Origin of the sequence: Roseateles agri, assembly GCF_034043675.1 — a bacterium.
GTDB lineage: Bacteria > Pseudomonadota > Gammaproteobacteria > Burkholderiales > Burkholderiaceae_C > KK5.
The window spans coordinates 1-16288 of sequence record NZ_JAXCLA010000007.1; the positions used below are offsets into that span (position 1 = coordinate 1).

Annotated in this window: 8 protein-coding genes; 4 read left to right on the forward strand and 4 right to left on the reverse strand. The window is 62.7% G+C overall.

Going from position 1 to position 16288, the window contains the following annotated elements; translation table 11 throughout:
* The 3 genes from SNE35_RS20445 to SNE35_RS20455 form a co-directional block, all read right to left on the reverse strand.
* Positions 1–635: helix-turn-helix domain-containing protein (locus SNE35_RS20445; protein ID WP_320424868.1), on the reverse strand; the 635-nt coding region annotated here is incomplete at its 3' end.
* 516 nt (positions 636–1151) lie between these two features.
* Positions 1152–1436, reverse strand: a complete 285-nt coding sequence (locus tag SNE35_RS20450; protein WP_320424869.1) for a hypothetical protein — start codon at positions 1434–1436, stop codon at positions 1152–1154.
* A gap of 196 nt (positions 1437–1632) precedes the next feature.
* Positions 1633–3027, reverse strand: coding sequence for a nitrilase-related carbon-nitrogen hydrolase (locus tag SNE35_RS20455; protein ID WP_320424870.1), 1395 nt, complete (start codon positions 3025–3027; stop codon positions 1633–1635).
* 1689 nt (positions 3028–4716) lie between these two features.
* Between SNE35_RS20455 and SNE35_RS20460 the strand changes: the two genes are divergently transcribed.
* Together SNE35_RS20460 and SNE35_RS20465 are read left to right on the forward strand one after the other, a co-directional pair.
* On the forward strand, positions 4717–8058 hold the full coding sequence (locus tag SNE35_RS20460) for a beta strand repeat-containing protein (protein WP_320424871.1): 3342 nt from the start codon (positions 4717–4719) through the stop codon (positions 8056–8058).
* 426 nt (positions 8059–8484) lie between these two features.
* On the forward strand, positions 8485–9333 hold the full coding sequence (locus SNE35_RS20465; protein WP_320424872.1) for a response regulator: 849 nt from the start codon (positions 8485–8487) through the stop codon (positions 9331–9333).
* Between the two features lie 579 nt (positions 9334–9912).
* Here the strand turns inward: SNE35_RS20465 and SNE35_RS20470 are convergent.
* Positions 9913–13056 carry a hybrid sensor histidine kinase/response regulator gene (locus tag SNE35_RS20470; RefSeq protein ID WP_320424873.1) on the reverse strand — a complete coding sequence of 1048 codons (3144 nt, stop codon included), beginning with the start codon at positions 13054–13056 and terminating at the stop codon, positions 9913–9915.
* 414 nt (positions 13057–13470) lie between these two features.
* On the opposite strand from SNE35_RS20470, the gene SNE35_RS20475 reads away from it, so the two are divergent.
* Positions 13471–15015 carry a hypothetical protein gene (locus SNE35_RS20475; RefSeq protein WP_320424874.1) on the forward strand — a complete coding sequence of 515 codons (1545 nt, stop codon included), beginning with the start codon at positions 13471–13473 and terminating at the stop codon, positions 15013–15015.
* A 121-nt stretch (positions 15016–15136) separates the two neighbouring features.
* Complete coding sequence (locus SNE35_RS20480; RefSeq protein ID WP_320424875.1) at positions 15137–16204, forward strand: hypothetical protein; 1068 nt, start codon at positions 15137–15139, stop codon at positions 16202–16204.
* Positions 16205–16288: the final 84 nt, after the last annotated feature.

The following is a 16288-nucleotide window of genomic DNA, read 5'->3' on the forward strand; positions in this document are numbered from 1 at the left end:
CTGCCAAGACCCGAGGGGGCATAGCGCTCGTCGCGGGTGAGCTTCACTGCGCGCTCCAGCGCGATAGGCGAAACTCCGAGCGCGGTGGCCCACTGTTGCAGGATTTCTGGGACCGGAACGACTGCATCCTGTGATTCAGCGTCGGTTGCGGGTTGTCGCTGGAGATTTGAAGCAATTGATCCAGGGTTCACCATCATCTGGCGAGCCAGGTGCTCGATCAGTTCGTCTTGCTGACCGGTGCTAAGCGGTGCTACTAGTCTTGCGTCCTTCTCCATCCAGAGGTAGGCCTCGGGTAGAGGTGTTTTTCCACTGAGGGTGGCCAGCAGGTGCCGTGCGCTCGCAGGCAATGGCGACGCAAATTCTATGGCTTGTGCTTTCCGCGGCCGTGGAATGCCGACTGCCTTGGACATCGGGACGGCGGTGTGGTCACGGATCACGAGTTCCGTGCCCAGTGCGGACAGCAGCCTCATGATCTGGTCAAAGCCGACCGCGCCGGGGTTGGATTCAATGTCTGCGATGCGCCGTTGGTTCACGCCGATAAGAATGCCTAGCTCTTCTTGGCTCAGGCCCCGGGCTTTCCGTAGCGAGCGGAGTTGTTCCTTGAATTGCGCGCTGAATTTGATTGGGTAATCCATCGCTGTAATTTACTATCCAAAGACGGTATTTGCAATTTACCATCTATTCGCGGTATTGTTGGAATACCGCATATGGGCGGTAAAATGCAACACTGGAGACGTGAGCGATGTGATCGCTTAACGATGGGTTCCCGTTGTGATGACCGGTTGAATCTGCCGCCGGCATGAGCCCTTCCGGTGCAACGCTAGGCGCGACAGCTTCGACGTTCTCGGCCCACGAACCGCCCGCGCGGCAATTGCGGACTTCGTCCACAGGGCCCGCGACGGAGTTCGCAGTGATCGCCTAGCACTCCCCTAGCGCCCATCAGCGATGCCTTCGATGATTGATGCAAGCTCACTTTTCGGCAAGGCGCGTTGCTCGTCCCTCGGCACGTCCGTACGCTGTGTCTGATAGACGACCCGAAGGCTCCAAGTTCGGCCGATTGGTTCAACCTTTGTGCGTGGTCGAGGTATGGCACTGGCGCTATAACTTCAGCGAGTTGGGTGCTGTTACGCAGTCCTGGTCTTTACTCAGGGTTACAGGAGGCTCCTGGCACCAGCAACTTGCTTGCCGCAACGGACGACGATCGCGGCGCGGCGCACGGTGTCCTGCAGCCGTTCGGACAGCGCTTGCACCTCGCCTATTGTGCTCAGGTCGTAGGCGAGGATCTGCTGGCGATGGGTGCGGCTGGAGGCTCGGGCGCCGTAGGCCGCCGCCGCGAGGTGCCTGTCAGCCGTCTTCAGTTCGCTCGCAGCCCAGGCGCGCTGCTGCTGGAGCGCGCCCGAACGCAGGCGGAGGATCTCGGTCTCGCGGGCCACCATCAGGGGCAGTACGTGGCTGGCGTAGGCGTCCCATTGGGACTGGCATGAGTGCCGGCAGCCGATGTTGGCAGCGTTGCGCCGCTCTCTATATCGGACCTTCGTCCCGGCGTTGGATCGCTGCAATGTCCGCTGCGCAGCTACGGATGCATCCTGTAAATGATCAAGCCCGGGAAGAAGGCCGTTGCGTTCGCCAAATTCATGTCTTTGTATTCGCAGACCGAGACATCCGTCCGATGATGCCGGCCGCGGCCAGCACGAACGTCAGGGCCAGGCACGTCCAGGGAAAGACATCGCCTATATGGGTGTAGAGCGTGGGGCCCGGTCCCAGGGGAAGATCGGCGAGGATCCAAACCAACTGATCGGTGTCCACGGCCTTACTCGCGATCAGCCGCCCATGAGCATCGCTAGCGGTCAAGAGGCCATTGTTGGCCGCCCGCACGAGGGCGAAGCCGTTCTCGACGCCGCGCATGATCGCGAGCCGGGCGTGCAGCCAAGCGTCGGTGCCGAAATCCCAGGCCGGAACCGCAACCAGGTTCAATCCGGTCCGCGCGTCCTGACGAATGGTCTCGGGGAAATCCATGTCCTTGCAGATCTCCATGGCCATCCCGTCACCCAAGATGCCGGGCGCAATGCCCGGTGTGAACTGAGCCTCTATCGGCAGCAGCAGGTGACGCTTGGCGTACACCCGAGAGCTTCCGTCGGGCGAGAAAGCCGTAGCGATGTCGCCAAACGGCGCTCGCTCGTGGAACCCGGCCACGATCCTTGCGCCCGTCTGCGTAGACGCTACCTGCAGGGGTGCGAAGACCTCTTGGCGCCATTCACGTCGGGTCGCCAGGCTCTCCTCCGGCGCCACGATCAGCTTGGCGCCTCGCTCGCCGAGGTCCCGGACAGCAGAAGCCAAGACGGAGGACGCATCCACGTCCGGGCCCAGGACATCATCCTGGTCGGCGAGCCGCGTCTCGGCCAGTGCGGCGACCCGAAGGACGCTCGACTGCGGCTCAAGCAACCTTGCGGTTCCGAAGCCTATATCGACGGCGCACAGCGCAAGGCCAGCCCCTGCCGCCACGAATGCGGTCCTGCCGCCTCGCGCCGCAAGAGCCAGCGCACTAGCGAACAAGCAGAGGATGAAGGTGACGCTGTACATCCCCAGCAGGGACGCACTCTGCAGTACCACAGGCGCCGACATCTCGCTGTAGGCGATCGATCCATAGGTCCCGTGCCGCGACAGCAGGCTGACGGCGTAGTCCGCGGCAGTCCAGCAGGCAGGGAACGCGAGGAGGGCGCAGAAGGCGCCGCAGCCTCTCCGCCCGAAACGGGCAAACAGGATAGCGAAGGGAAACAGGATCGGGCGCAGACCGAAGATGATCGCAAGCACCATCGGCGGTGCATCGTCGTAACACTGCAGGATGTAGATCTGTCCCGCGAGATAGGCGACGAAGCTCGCCAGGGCCAAGCGCCAGGCCGGTGTGTTGCCGAAAGCCAGCCACAACAGGGGAGTGGGTGCAATCCAGGTGAGCAGCCAGGCGTCGGCCACGCCCTGCGAGAAATAGAACAGGACGGCGCTCAGGCCCGCGCAGATCAGCTCGCGCATGTCTTCCCTCTCCAGATCAATTAGCTTCGTGTGTAGTGCAACACCGGATGGGCGACGTCGAGCTCGAGCCGCCCCGAACGCAACTTGCGCAGTTGGCGGCCGCCTCAGGCCTGAACTGCGACCGTGGCCGACGCGGGCGGGGTGCCGGAACGGGCGCCGGCGTGGGCGAGTCCGGCCACGACGAAGTGCAGGCGTGCCATGACTGCCGTGGCGGCAGAGACGGAGGCGAGGTGGAAGGTGGTGGTTTCTGTCACGGGGGCTTCGCGGAAGGGGGCTGTCGATGGAGAGACTTTCGGGCTTGACAGCCCGGCGAGCCAGCGGCTTGCGATCGGTCGCGCGGTCAACCCGACGAACTGCGTGGAGCGGTGACAGGCGGTAAATGGCGGTGGCGGTCTCGACGCCTACAAGGTCCCAAGGGGATCTGCCAGCGCTATCACCGCTGGTCGGCTTTCTGCTGGCGTTCATTTCGAGAAATCACTGGCGTTCTCGCGCGGCGGGCTCCGGAGTCGGACAGAGCTCGGTCGACGACGCTATACATCTCACCGAAACGCTCAGTTTGACGCGTTATCGGGCACACTGTTCGACGCTAGAAGTCTTCCTCGAACTCGTCGTTGGGTCACTGTAGCTTCGGCTTTCGACACAAAGCGGGCGTCCGCGAACGGCTGTTCCGGGTTGCTCAGCGCACCATCTTGCTCCCAGAGCTCAGCCAATAGCATCGCTCGAGCGGCCTGAGGGATCCACGACTACCGATATCCAGTTGCCTGAGTTCCAGCCCCTGCGAAGCCGCGCATCCTCAGAATTTAGGAAGGCCTTCTTGAGGCGTCATATCCGCTGCTCGTCTTGGCTGCTCTACTCCACGCATGCAAATTTCTCTCAACTGGCAACTTCGAAGGGGACAGAACGTGCAGAAACCTTTCGTGCTGGCATTAGTGCCTCCGTGCTTACGCCAGGAAGCTCGGTATATGGAACTGCTTTAACACGAGGATTTCACTTCTCTTCGAAATTCGACTTCGGAGTTGAAGCTGTCTGGCCCGGTGTCTGTACCAAAACAGTACGTAGCGGGCCTTGATTTCTTGATCTATCGCTAAGCACAGCGACCAAGCGTTGAGTGTCAATCTGTAGTTTTCTGAAGGCTATTGTTTTTCCAACTCGCGCGTGCGGATGGGGTCGATAAATTCCTCAAGTTCGCAAGTGGTTAGGGGCCGATCTGATGCCCTGCCGGCGATGGATGGAGAGGAATCAGCGCACTTAGCGCGCGGTGCAGATGCTCCGCGGGAGCGTGTGAGCAACTCGATATCAAATTTGGCTAGCTGCCTATAATGGGGGAGTAATATGAAAACTGGCTTCAGGGTGAAATATCGTGCCGTCACTTGGGCTGCCCGACTTGCCGTATTGAGTTGTCTTCATACATCTGCACTGGCTGATAGCACGATTTGCACTCTTAGTTGGTTTCCTGGTAATTTCTCGCTAGCTGCCTCGGATAGATATTGGCCTTATGACTGCACTGCTGCGTCATTAGATCCAAATTGGGAGGGTTGGATTTTTAGAGGCGACGGATATGAATCGCTTCTCTATGGAAGTGGCGAGAGACTTATTACTCCAGATAATCAGTTTCAAGCCGGAACGAGAGTGAGGTCGTTTTATTCTGGGGTGATCGTTCAGAATGTCCCGGCAATTAATGAAGCGAAATTGACATTTCGCAACTTTGATGCCGTACTTGGCGGCGACCCGATGTACTATACGGAAACCATTATCCCGCTGGCGCCGGCGGGAGGCCTGCAAAATAGAGGCACATGGAATATTGATTCAGATAACAGCCTGACTGTGGCGCCCGGTACCGGGTGGACTTTCAACAACACGGGCACGTTTGCGAAAACGGGTGGGGCCGGTAAGTCGGTTGTCGACGTCCCTTTCACCACTTCGGGGACCGTTCGCGCAGGGGTTGGAACGCTCACATTTGTCAATTCGGTCAGCGCAACAGGCGGTTCCATTTCCTCCGCTCCCAACGCTTTCGTGTCATTCGACGGAACCGCAGTAGTTCCGAGCGGAGCGTCGGTGGCGCTGAATGGAAACTTGATTGTCAACGGCACTTTCAACCTAGGTGACGGTGGCAGCATTCCGTACCGCCCCACTTGGCTGCAACTGACGGGCGACACCACCTTGATCGGCCCAGGTCAAACCGTTGTCGGCGACAACTGGAGCAACAACGTCTATGCCACAGTGCCGACAACGCTGACGATCGGCGCTGGCCACACGCTGCGCGGCGGCGGCATGATCGGCCAGGGTACAAGCTCCGGGTACTACCCCTACCCAATCGGTGACGGGAACCTCAGTGTCGTCAACCGCGGCACGCTGCTCGTAGACGGCACCCAGCAGGGCATGTGGCTGTCGGTCAACAGCTTCGACAACACCGCCGGCAGCATCCGGGTGGCCGACGGCTCGGCGCTGTATGCCTATGGGGCGTTTGCCAACATCGGCAGCACCATCCAAGTTGGCGGCGGCGCGACGCTGTCCTTGGGCACCAGCAGTACCCCTGGCGCGGCGCCCGGAGTGATCACGGGCGGCACGATTCAAATGACGGGCACCGCAGGCAAGCTTCAAGGCGGCGGCACCTTCAAAGACCTCACGATCACTGGTGCCGTCTCGATTGCGGGGGCGGCATTCAGCAACGTGACGATTGCAGGACCCGCTTCGGTGTCGGGTACGACTGCGTTCAGTGACATGACGTTCAACGACAACGTCACCGTGGCCGACGCATCGAACCTGTCTATGACCGGCACGCAGAGAGTCAACGGCACGTTCACTTTTGGGGATGGCAGCAGCATTCCGTACCGCCCCACCTGGCTGCAACTGACGGGCGACACCACCTTGATCGGCCCAGGTCAAACCGTCATCGGCGACAACTGGAGCAACAACGTCTATGCCACAGTGCCGACAACGCTGACGATCGGCGCTGGCCACACGCTGCGCGGCGGTGGCATGATCGGCCAGGGTACAAGCTCCGGGTACTACCCCTACCCAATCGGTGACGGGAACCTCAGTGTCGTCAACCGCGGCACGCTGCTCGTAGACGGCACCCAGCAGGGCATGTGGCTGTCGGTCAACAGCTTCGACAACACCGCCGGCAGCATCCGGGTGGCCGACGGCTCGGCGCTGTATGCCTATGGGGCGTTTGCCAACATCGGCAGCACCATCCAAGTTGGCGGCGGCGCGACGCTGTCCTTGGGCACCAGCGGTACCTCTGGCGCGGCACCCGGAGTGATCACGGGCGGCACGATTCAAATGACGGGCACCGCAGGCAAGCTTCAAGGCGGCGGCACCTTCAAAGACCTCACGATCACTGGTGCCGTCTCGATTGCGGGGGCGGCATTCAGCAACGTGACGATTGCAGGACCCGCTTCGGTGTCGGGTACGACTGCGTTCAGTGACATGACGTTCAACGACAACGTCACCGTGGCCGACGCATCGAACCTGTCTATGACCGGCACGCAGAGAGTCAACGGCACGTTCACTTTTGGGGATGGCAGCAGCATTCCGTACCGACCCACTTGGCTGCAACTGACGGGCGACACCACCCTGATCGGCCCAGGCCAAACCGTCATCGGCGACAACTGGAGCAACAACGTCTATGCCACAGTGCCGACAACGCTGACGATCGGCGCTGGCCACACGCTGCGCGGCGGCGGCATGATCGGCCAGGGTACAAGCTCCGGGTACTACCCCTACCCAATCGGTGACGGGAACCTCAGTGTCGTCAACCGCGGCACGCTGCTCGTAGACGGCACCCAGCAGGGCATGTGGCTGTCGGTCAACAGCTTCGACAACACCGCCGGCAGCATCCGGGTAGCCGACGGCTCGGCACTGTATGCCTATGGAGCGTTTGCCAACACCGGCAGCACCATCCAAGTTGGCGGTGGCGCAACGCTGTCCTTGGGCACCAGCGGTACCTCTGGCGCGGCACCCGGAGTGATCACGGGCGGCACGATTCAGATGACGGGCGCTCCCGGCAAGCTTCAGGGTGGCGGCACCCTAAAAGACCTCACGATTGCTGGGACAGCTTCAATCTCCGGGGTTACGCTCAGTGGAGTGACGGTCGCTGGGGGCCTTACGGTGCAATCGGGCAGCAATGTAAGTCTTGCTGGCCCGCAGACTATCAATGGCACCTTGACATTAGGCGACAGCGGAGCCAACTACGCTCGCGTTTACCTGAACTCTGATTCAACGCTCGCCGGCAGCGGGCAGACCGTGATCGGTTCAAGTAGCCTCAACGAAATACGAAGCGATGGCGCTGCTACGCGTACCTTGACAATCGCTGCGGGGCATACCCTGCGCGGCGGTGGGTCGATCGGGGCGGACGGACTTGTCAGTGTGGAAAACAATGGCAAGCTGTTGATTGATGCCTCGCCCGGAATGATGCTTGCTTCCGCTGGAGGCTTTCAGAACACTGGCAAAGTGAGTGTCATGGCTGGTGCAACTTTGGACGCTCGATCTACCGTTTTCAATCAGACGGCAGTCTCCGCCTCCCTAGACGTTGACGGCGTCCTACAGGTTCAACAGCTCAATTTGAATGCGGGACGACTGGACGGCTCAGGGACAGTAGTCGGAGACGTAGTGAATCTTGGCGGAGTGATTGCGCCTGGCCATTCACCTGGAAAGCTGAGCATTGTGGGGAATCTCCTCCTTGGCGAGGGTTCTCATCTACTCATGGACGTGGATGGCGACACAGCCGGAGTTTCTTACGACTGGCTTGCCGTGAGCGGCAGCGTTCTGCTGGACGGCAGCTTGACTTTGGTGATTGGCAATGGGGCGCACGTCGGTGACACGTTCAGCTTCGTGACGTCTCAGGCAGATTCAATATCGGGGACTTTCGATACAGTTTCGGCGGTAGGTTATTCCCTGACGACGTCCTACACGGCAAGCGGTCTGTCTGTGACGATAAGTGGGGTGTCGCCAGTGCCGGAGACCCCGTCGTACTGGATGCTTTCACTCGGGCTGGTCACTATCGGGTGTGTTGTCCGGCGCCGCGTGTGAGAGCCGGAAGCTGCGCTGGATCCCGCATCGGAGTTGGTGTGGTATCGACATCGATCGTTCTCGGGCTGCAACCCGCCGGTGGTCGAGCACACCGAATGTAGGAATTCTTCGAGGGCATGCATTAGCTCTGTTTCCAACACAGGGCGATCCAGAGGAGCCCAGCGGAAATCCAAGTTGCCTCGGTGGAAAACGGCGATCTCTTGTAAAGAGGTCGTCAACCTCGACGTGATCCGTGTCCCGCAATCAGCGCAGCAATTGATAGGCCGCGGAGAGCCCTGTGAGCGGGCGCGCTGTCGCGCTTCGGGGGCAGCGCAGGGTCAGACGCCTCGAATGTAGGCAAGTTGCCTACGAGAGAAGACTGGCATCGCCTGCTGGTACGCGGCCTCTCACCCTGGGACGATTCAGTCCATAAAAGGGGAGGTAGGCATGAAAGTGTTTCTGGTGGAGGACTCGATTTCGCTGCGGACGTTGATCGCTCGTCGGCTACGTGCCATTACGGGCGTGCAACTGGTGGGTGAGGCCAGTGGCGCAGCGCAGGCGCTTGCGTTGATTGGTTGGACACGGCCGGATGTCGTGCTGGTCGACTTGGCGCTGACGGAAGGCTCCGGCTTGCGTCTGCTGGCATCGCTGCGTGATACCGGATTCGTCGGTTGGACTGCGGTCTTGACCGGCCTCGACAATGAAGCCTATCGCCGACCCTCGATGGAGGCTGGTGCGGACGCGGTTTACGACAAGGCCAGCGGGCTGGAAACGCTGTTCAGTGACCTCGAGGCGAAGGAGGACGGCTTTGCCTCCATGGCTAAAAATCCGGCCGCCGACCCCATGGCCCTCTTGCGTGAAGGTCTCACCTGTCTGGAAGGTGGAAGGGCGTTATGCGCTCGACTTGGACGTTCCTCGCTGGCGGACGCCGACAATGACGTGAATGTCGCGGTCTACGTCATGCACCTGAAAGATGAGTCAGGAACTGTCGGCCAGCATGTCGATGAACTGCTCCAGTTCGCGGAGGAGCAACTCTGCAATACTCTGAAGGAGACAGATGTCATCGCGCTCGACACGTCGAATCAACTAAGCATCGTGGTGGCGAGCGTTGACGATGCGTCCCGTGCGGCCGAGCGAGGACAGCAGTTCGCCCGGCGCATGAGCCAGCCGTTCAGAAGAGGCAACCGGGACTGGCGCTTTAGTGTCGACCTTGGCATTGCCTTATTTCCAGTTGGCCATCTCGTGGAACGAGGTCTCGTCACGCTCGCTGAGGCTACCGCCTTCGGGGCGTGCTGAAGTAAGCCACGAATATGAGGTCGTCGCTCAGACGATCTCGTGGGAGTGGGTGCAGGTGCGCCAGGTCGGGAGGTGCACAGTCGCTGACATCGAGATACAGTGGGCTTCTTCAAAGAGTGAGCTCGCCTCCGAACCCATCGGGGCATGCTCCGTTCGCCGAGGCAGTGTGACCGACAAGCCGTGTCCGAAAATGGCTACAGATGCAGGTCTTGTTCGCAAGCCCGAAGTCGATTTGTCCGGGTGGGAACTTGCCCACGCGTAATGGCAGAGCTCACTGACCGACGCCAGGCGCCTGCCGGTTCGGCCAAGCTCATGCTGTCGCGCTCCATGGACAGCCGCGAGGCGGTCGACCGGATGAACGAGATCGCATCCGAACGCGGCGGAAGGGCAGACGTGAACCCGGTCAGGACCAGGGCACTTTGTACAGCCGAGACTTCTCCGATCCTGACGGCCACTTGTGGAGCGCGTTCTGGATGGATGCCGCGGCATCCCGCGGGCAGGCAGGAAGCTTAGTGCTCCGTGCCGGAGGCGAGCATTCAGGCTCAGGCGGGCCGCGTCACGGACCTCGATGACGCTGCGTCACAACTTGAGGTCAGCGATCAGCGCTCTGATGGCATCGGGGCTGACGGGCTTGACCAGATAGGCATCGAATCCCGCTTCTCGTGCGCGTTTGCGGTCCTTGTCCTGCCCCCAGCCCGTGAGCGCTACAACGACCGTGCTGCGCCCCCATGGCGTGTCCTTGAGCTTCTCGCAGACCTCATAGCCGTTCAGCCCAGGCATGCCGATGTCGAGGAACACGAGTTCGGGCTGGAAACCTTCCGCTTCAGTAAGCGCATCGAGGCCGTTGTGCACCACGTTTGCTTCGGACCCCATGAGCTCCAGCAGGGTCGCCAGACTGGACGCGGCATCGACGTTGTCGTCGGCAATCAATACGCGCCGACCCGCCAGCGTTTCAAGGTCTTGGTCCTGGTCCTGGTCCTGGCTCCGATCCGTGTCAGGCCGTGCCGGGGCCGGCGCGACGGGAAGGCGCACGATGAACTCGCTACCGTGCCCCGGACCGTCGCTGCGGGCCTCGATGCTGCCACCATGTAGCGCCACCAGTCCGCGTGCCAGACCCAGGCCGAGGCCCAGGCCGCTCTTCTCGCGTTCCAGCGAGCGGTCCACCTGGACGAACATGTCGAAGATCTGCATGAGCATGTCCTTGGGGATGCCCTCACCGTCGTCGCACACGGTCACCACGACCTCATTGCCTGACTGCTCCGTGCTGATCTGTATATGCCCGCCAGGGGCGGTGAACTTCGCGGCATTGGCGAGCAGGTTCGAAAACACTTGAGCCAAACGCGTCGTATCCGCGTCGACGAACACTGGTCGACCGGGCAACACGAGTGTCAACTGATGACCGAACTGGTCGATCAGCGGCTGGCTGGTTTCCGCGGCGGCCTTGACAACATCCGCCAACGCAATCCGTTCCCGATTGATGCGGATCTTGCCGCTGGAGATCCGCGTGATGTGCAGCAGGTCGTCGATGAGCCGCACCATCTGCACGACTTGGCGATCCATCATGTCGCGTATCTGCTGGATCCGGGCCGCGTCGGTCGTCCCGAGGCGGCGGATGATGGCCAGGCCGTTGCGCAGGGGCGCCAGCGGGTTGCGCAGCTCGTGCGCCAGCATGCCAAGAAACTCGTCCTTGCGCCGATCGCCTTCGCGCAGCAGCTCCGCCTGGGTGCGCAGCGTCTCTTCCATCTCCTTGATCTCGGTGATGTCGCGCGTCGTGCCGGCGACGGCGATCACCTCGCCGCCCTTGCCGAACACCGGCACGAAGATGTAGTCGTAGATGCGGCGGCCGAAGGCGCCGGCGAACGGGACCTCGCCGCGGATCGGCTGACGCGTCTGGACAACCTGATCGATCTCCCGGCCGTGCATCTCGGCATGCCAGGGCTCGTATCCCAGTTCAAGGCAGGTCTTCCCGATCGCCTCGTCCCACGACTTACCCCACATGCGCAGCAGGATGTCGTTGGCGTACACGAAGCGGTGCGAGAGATCGAACACGTAGGCGAGGTCGGGGGTGTTGGTGAGGATGGCCTCGTAGAGGCGCCGCTGCCCTTCCGTCTGCTGCCGGGCCGCCTCCAGCTCGGCCTCCATCGTCTTGCGCGCCGTGATGTCGCTGGCCGCGCCGAACCACTCGATGATCTCGCCATCGGCATCCAGGATGGGCACGGCGCGCGAGAAGGTCCAGCCGATCGAGCCATCCGCGGTGCGCACTGGATGCTCCAGCTGGAAGGGACGCTTGCCGCTCACCGCCTCGCGGATCGCTGCCAGCACCGTCGGCTGGTCCTCGGGCCGCACATACGCCTCCAGCCACGACCTGTTGCTCATGCGGGTATCGGCGAGGAAGCCGCGGCCGTCCAGCGTGCGCATCTCCGACCAGTCCGGGCTCATGCTGTAGACCACGTTGGAGGAGGAGTTGATCAGCGCGCGCAGGCGCTCCTCCTGCCGCCGCAGGTCGGCCTCGGCGCGGCGCTGGGCGGTCACGTCGAAGCCCTCGCAGAAGACCCCGATGATTCGCCCCGCATCGTCGCGGATCGGCGCGTAGATGAAGTCGAGCAGCCGCTGCTCCTCGGGGCTGTCGGGTGCGAAGCGGTAGCGCACGGGCGCGGAGGATGCGACGAAGCGCTCGCCGGTCCGGTACACCTCGTCCAGACGTTCGAAATAACCCTGGTGGGCGAGATCCGGGAATGCATCCCGCGCCGATTTGCCGATCCAGTCCGCGCTGTTGAACAGGGCGAGGTGCGAACGGTTGACGAACTCGAAGACGTGCTTGGGCCCCTTCATGATGCACACGAAGCTGGGCGCCTGCTCGAAGATGCGGCGCAGTTCCACCTCGGCATTGGCACGCGAGTGCTCCAGTTCCAGCGCCTTGAGGTCGGAGAGGGAGCGCGCGATCTGGCGGCCTACCAGGGCGATGAACTCGCTATAGGCCGGATCGAGCGGCCGCTGCGGGTTCAGCAGGACGACCAGCGTACCGAGCGGCTCGGCCCGCTCGGAGGTGCGGATGTCCACCGCAAGCGAATGCGGACCGAAGTCGTGCGAATCGCTCAAGGTGTCGGGCCATAGGGGCGGAGCGGCCGACGCGCTCTGCGCAGCCAGCCCATTGCCATGTCCGGCATCGCGCAGGTAGACGGCGGCGTGCCGTATGTCCAGCGTTCCCTTGCCGATCTCGGCCATCGCGTTAGAACAGACCTCGGCCGCATGGGCCGCGCCGGCGGTCGCATCGGCGAGCGTCTTGAGGAAGGCAAGCCGGCGCTCGCTGACGATGCGCTGAGTCGTCTCGATCGTGACGGCCAGGATGCCGCCCACGCTGCCGTCCTCGATGCGCACCGGCCCGAATGAGTAGGAAAAATACGTCTCCTCGGGAGCACCATGGCGCTCAAGGGCCAGATAGCCGTCGGGGATCCACGTCGCCTCGCCGGTCGTCAGCACACTCTCCATCAGCGGTGCGATCACATCGGCGATCTCCGCCCAGACCTCCCGGATGCTGCGGCCCAGCGCCCATGGGTGCTTGTCGCCCAGCAACGGAGCATAGGCGTCGTTGTAGAGCATGGTCAGTTGCGGCCCCCACAGCACGACCATCGGGAAGCGCGAGCCCAGACAGATGCTGACGGCGGAACGCAGGCTCTGCGGCCAACTCGGCAAGGGGCCCAGCCCAGTGCCGTCCCAGTCCATGGCGCGCATCCGGGCACCGGTCTCGCTACTCCCGGCAAGCCACGGAGCCGCCTCCGCAGTGGGGGAGGGCGAACGCGGGAAAGCGCTGGAGATCTGCGGGGCAGGCATCTTCGTGTCGTCTTGTTCTTCCGCGGCGCGAGCGGACCGTGAGGCTCCGCGATTGCAAGCCGTGCTGGCACTCCAAAGTTGCAAACTTTGCCGCAAGCTCACGCGGCAGGATGTAGGACACCGCCGCGTCGCGTGGGCTGCCTAGGCGTAGCCGTTGTGCTTGCCGCCGCCCATCACGAGAGGCCCAGGCTGCTCGAAGCAGCAGGTTTTTTATAGGCGTTGATTTGATGATGGACTTCCTGGGCAAAGGGGCGCAGCCTCAACTCGCGGAGCCGCTTCCCGGCGACCGGTGTCGAAAGGCCTGCGATGAGCATCTTTGATCTCGACAACTACACCGACGCCGTTTCGGATGCGGTTGATGCCATTGGCGACGCTGGCGACTTGATCGGGGGCATCCTCAAGTCGATTTCTCCGCTGCTTGGCATGGTGCCGGGGATCGGAACCGCGTTCTCCGTCGCGGTGTATGCGGCTGGCGCCATCGCCGCCAAGGATTCCATCACCGATGCCCTGATCGGATCGGCAAGTGCAGCCATGCCGCCCGGCGTACCGCGCATCGCGTTCGACGGTGCCGTCAGTGTTTCGAGAGATGTCGTCGAGGGACGGCCTGTCACCGACTCGGTGATCTCGGCGTGCCGGCACGCGGCCCAAAGCGCTGGCGGGGCGCCCGCCGCGGCGGCGTTCGACTCCGGAGTGGCTGTGCTCAAGGGCGGACCGGTCGATCAGCGAATCATCGACCAAGGCCGGGCGTTCGCGCTGCAGGGCGGAGGCCAGGCAGCCGCTGCCAGCTACGACGCGGGTGTCTCGATAGCGCGCGGACGGGGGGCCGACCAGGTCGTGGTCGACGTGGCGCGGGGATACATCAGCCAGGTGGGCGGACCGGTCGCGCTGGCCGCCTTCGATACCGGCGTGGCGCTGGCCTATGCCAAGACATTGCGAGAGGCCGCCTATGCAGGGCTTCATACCCTGGTGAGAGGCAACGACGGGATCGAGAAGATCCTCAACTTCATCGAGAAAGTCGGTCGCGCCAAGACGCTCGCGAGCGGTGTCCAGCAACTCCTCGAGTCGGACTTGGCCGAAGACTTTCTCCAGGCGATTCATCAGTACGTACCGACGCCGAACATTGCGGCAATCGAACGCGAGCTCCAACCCTACACGGACTTCTTCCGCGACCACCCGGAGTTGCTCAATGTGGCGTCTGGCGACCTCGCCGGGCAATGGGAGATTGACGAGGCCATCGTGCGGGCCGCGCAAGCGCTGATGCGCGACGGTACTCGCGATGAACGGCTGCTGAAGCTGTTCGAACAGGTGCAGGGCACGTCCATCGGCAAGGGCGACCTGGGCGGCGATCTGGCAGGAACCAAGGACCGCAACGATGCGTACGCGCGGCAGGGGCGTGAGATGGCGTCGGGCGACAAGCAACTGACCGCGCATCGCTCGAACAACGGACGCTACGTCCCGGGACTTTGGGTCCGAGGCTTCGACGTGGGATCCGCGGTCAGCCATCGCCAGTCCGAGTTCGGGCCCGGCCAGACGGCGATTCGCGATTCCCTGCGCGGCGCGTCGCAGCAGAGTGGCTACAACCGCGCACGGGACCTGCAGTACCAGAGAACCATCAAGCTGCACCAGGCGCTGGATGGACTGAGCAAGCAGGTCCTTTCGGGGCGGGAGGAAGCTCTCTCGGCGTTCGGAATGGGTCTTGGCGCATTGAGTACGACCGCCGCACGCGCCACGCGCGCGGCGGCGATGGTGCCGCTGACTCCCAAGTCCCCAGCCCACGTTGATGCATCAGGCGAAACGGACGCGGCCGCTTACCCGTCGACACCCGGGACAGATGCCGCGGACTACAAATGACGGCGATGAGGCGACCTTGATCGGGATCAGTGCTCGCTGGCCAGCGACACGTCATGCTTTGTGAGGAGGCGGGGATCTCACGGTACGGTTACATCAGAGGGACAAATCGAGGAGGGGTGCGATGTTTCTCCGTAAGAGCTTCGCTGGCAGGTTTGCGCTGACGCTGGGCCTGACCGTCAGCGCCACCCTCCCAAGCCCGGCAACGGCGGCAATGGAGCTGTACAGCATTGCATTCAACGGCGTCGGAACAATGCCGGCCTCCGGCACTTTCCTCTATGACACCACCCATGCCAGCTTCGCCAGTTTCACCGTCTCGTGGGCCGGGCAGTCTTTCGATCTCACCGCGGCCGCCAACGCGCCTGCCGTCGGCTCAGCCTGCGGGGGCGGTTCGCCCTCGGTAGCGGCCACATGGTCACTGCTGGGCCATGGTCTTTGCGACGGCCTGTACTACCGGTGGTTCGGCAACAGCAGCGGCGCCTCGAGCAGTTTCTCTTTCAATGCCTCGACACTGGCCTTGCCCGAACAACTGGCCGCGCGCATCAGCGCCGAAGCGTCCGGTTCGGGTGCACCGCTCCCGGAGTTCGGTACGGGTGACTGGACCGTTTCGGCAACGGCAATGCCGCTCACCCACTTGATCCATTTCAGCGGCGTTGGCGAGGTCCCGGCCATCGGCTATGCCAGCTACGACCCGTCCGCCGCCCATTTCGGCCTGGTCCTGGTTTCCTGGAACGGCCAGTGGCTCGACATGACCGAGGCTGCAAACATGCCGACCCTCGGAACAGCCTGCCCCGGCGAAGTTTCCTCGCCCGGCGCCGGCTTTGCCCTGCTCAGCCATGGCTTGTGCGACGGCCTCTACTACCGGTGGTTCGCGAACGACAATGCGCCCGCAGGTTCGTTCGCCTTCAGTGCAGCGACGCTGGCGCTGCCGGAACAACTGGCGGTGCGTTTCGGGGTTGCGACCGTGGCAGGTGACTTGCCCGGCGGCGACTTCGGTGCCGGTGAATGGACGCTCGAAGCCCTGTCCGCGGTACCGGAGCCATCGCGGGTCCTGCTGCTGCTGGGTGGCCTGTGTTTGCTCGCGCTGCAGGGGCGCCTCGTAACAGGCCGCGGACGAATGGACCAGAGGAGCGTTGCCGAACTGCGAGTCCGAACGAACTACCGCAGACTGACCGCTCGCCAACGTCATTAGTTGGCCCGTCAGACGCGAAGGCGGCCAGGCGCCGGTGTCACGATGCAGAGCAGATGCGCCAAGTTACTGCCGTATTCGCAGTAG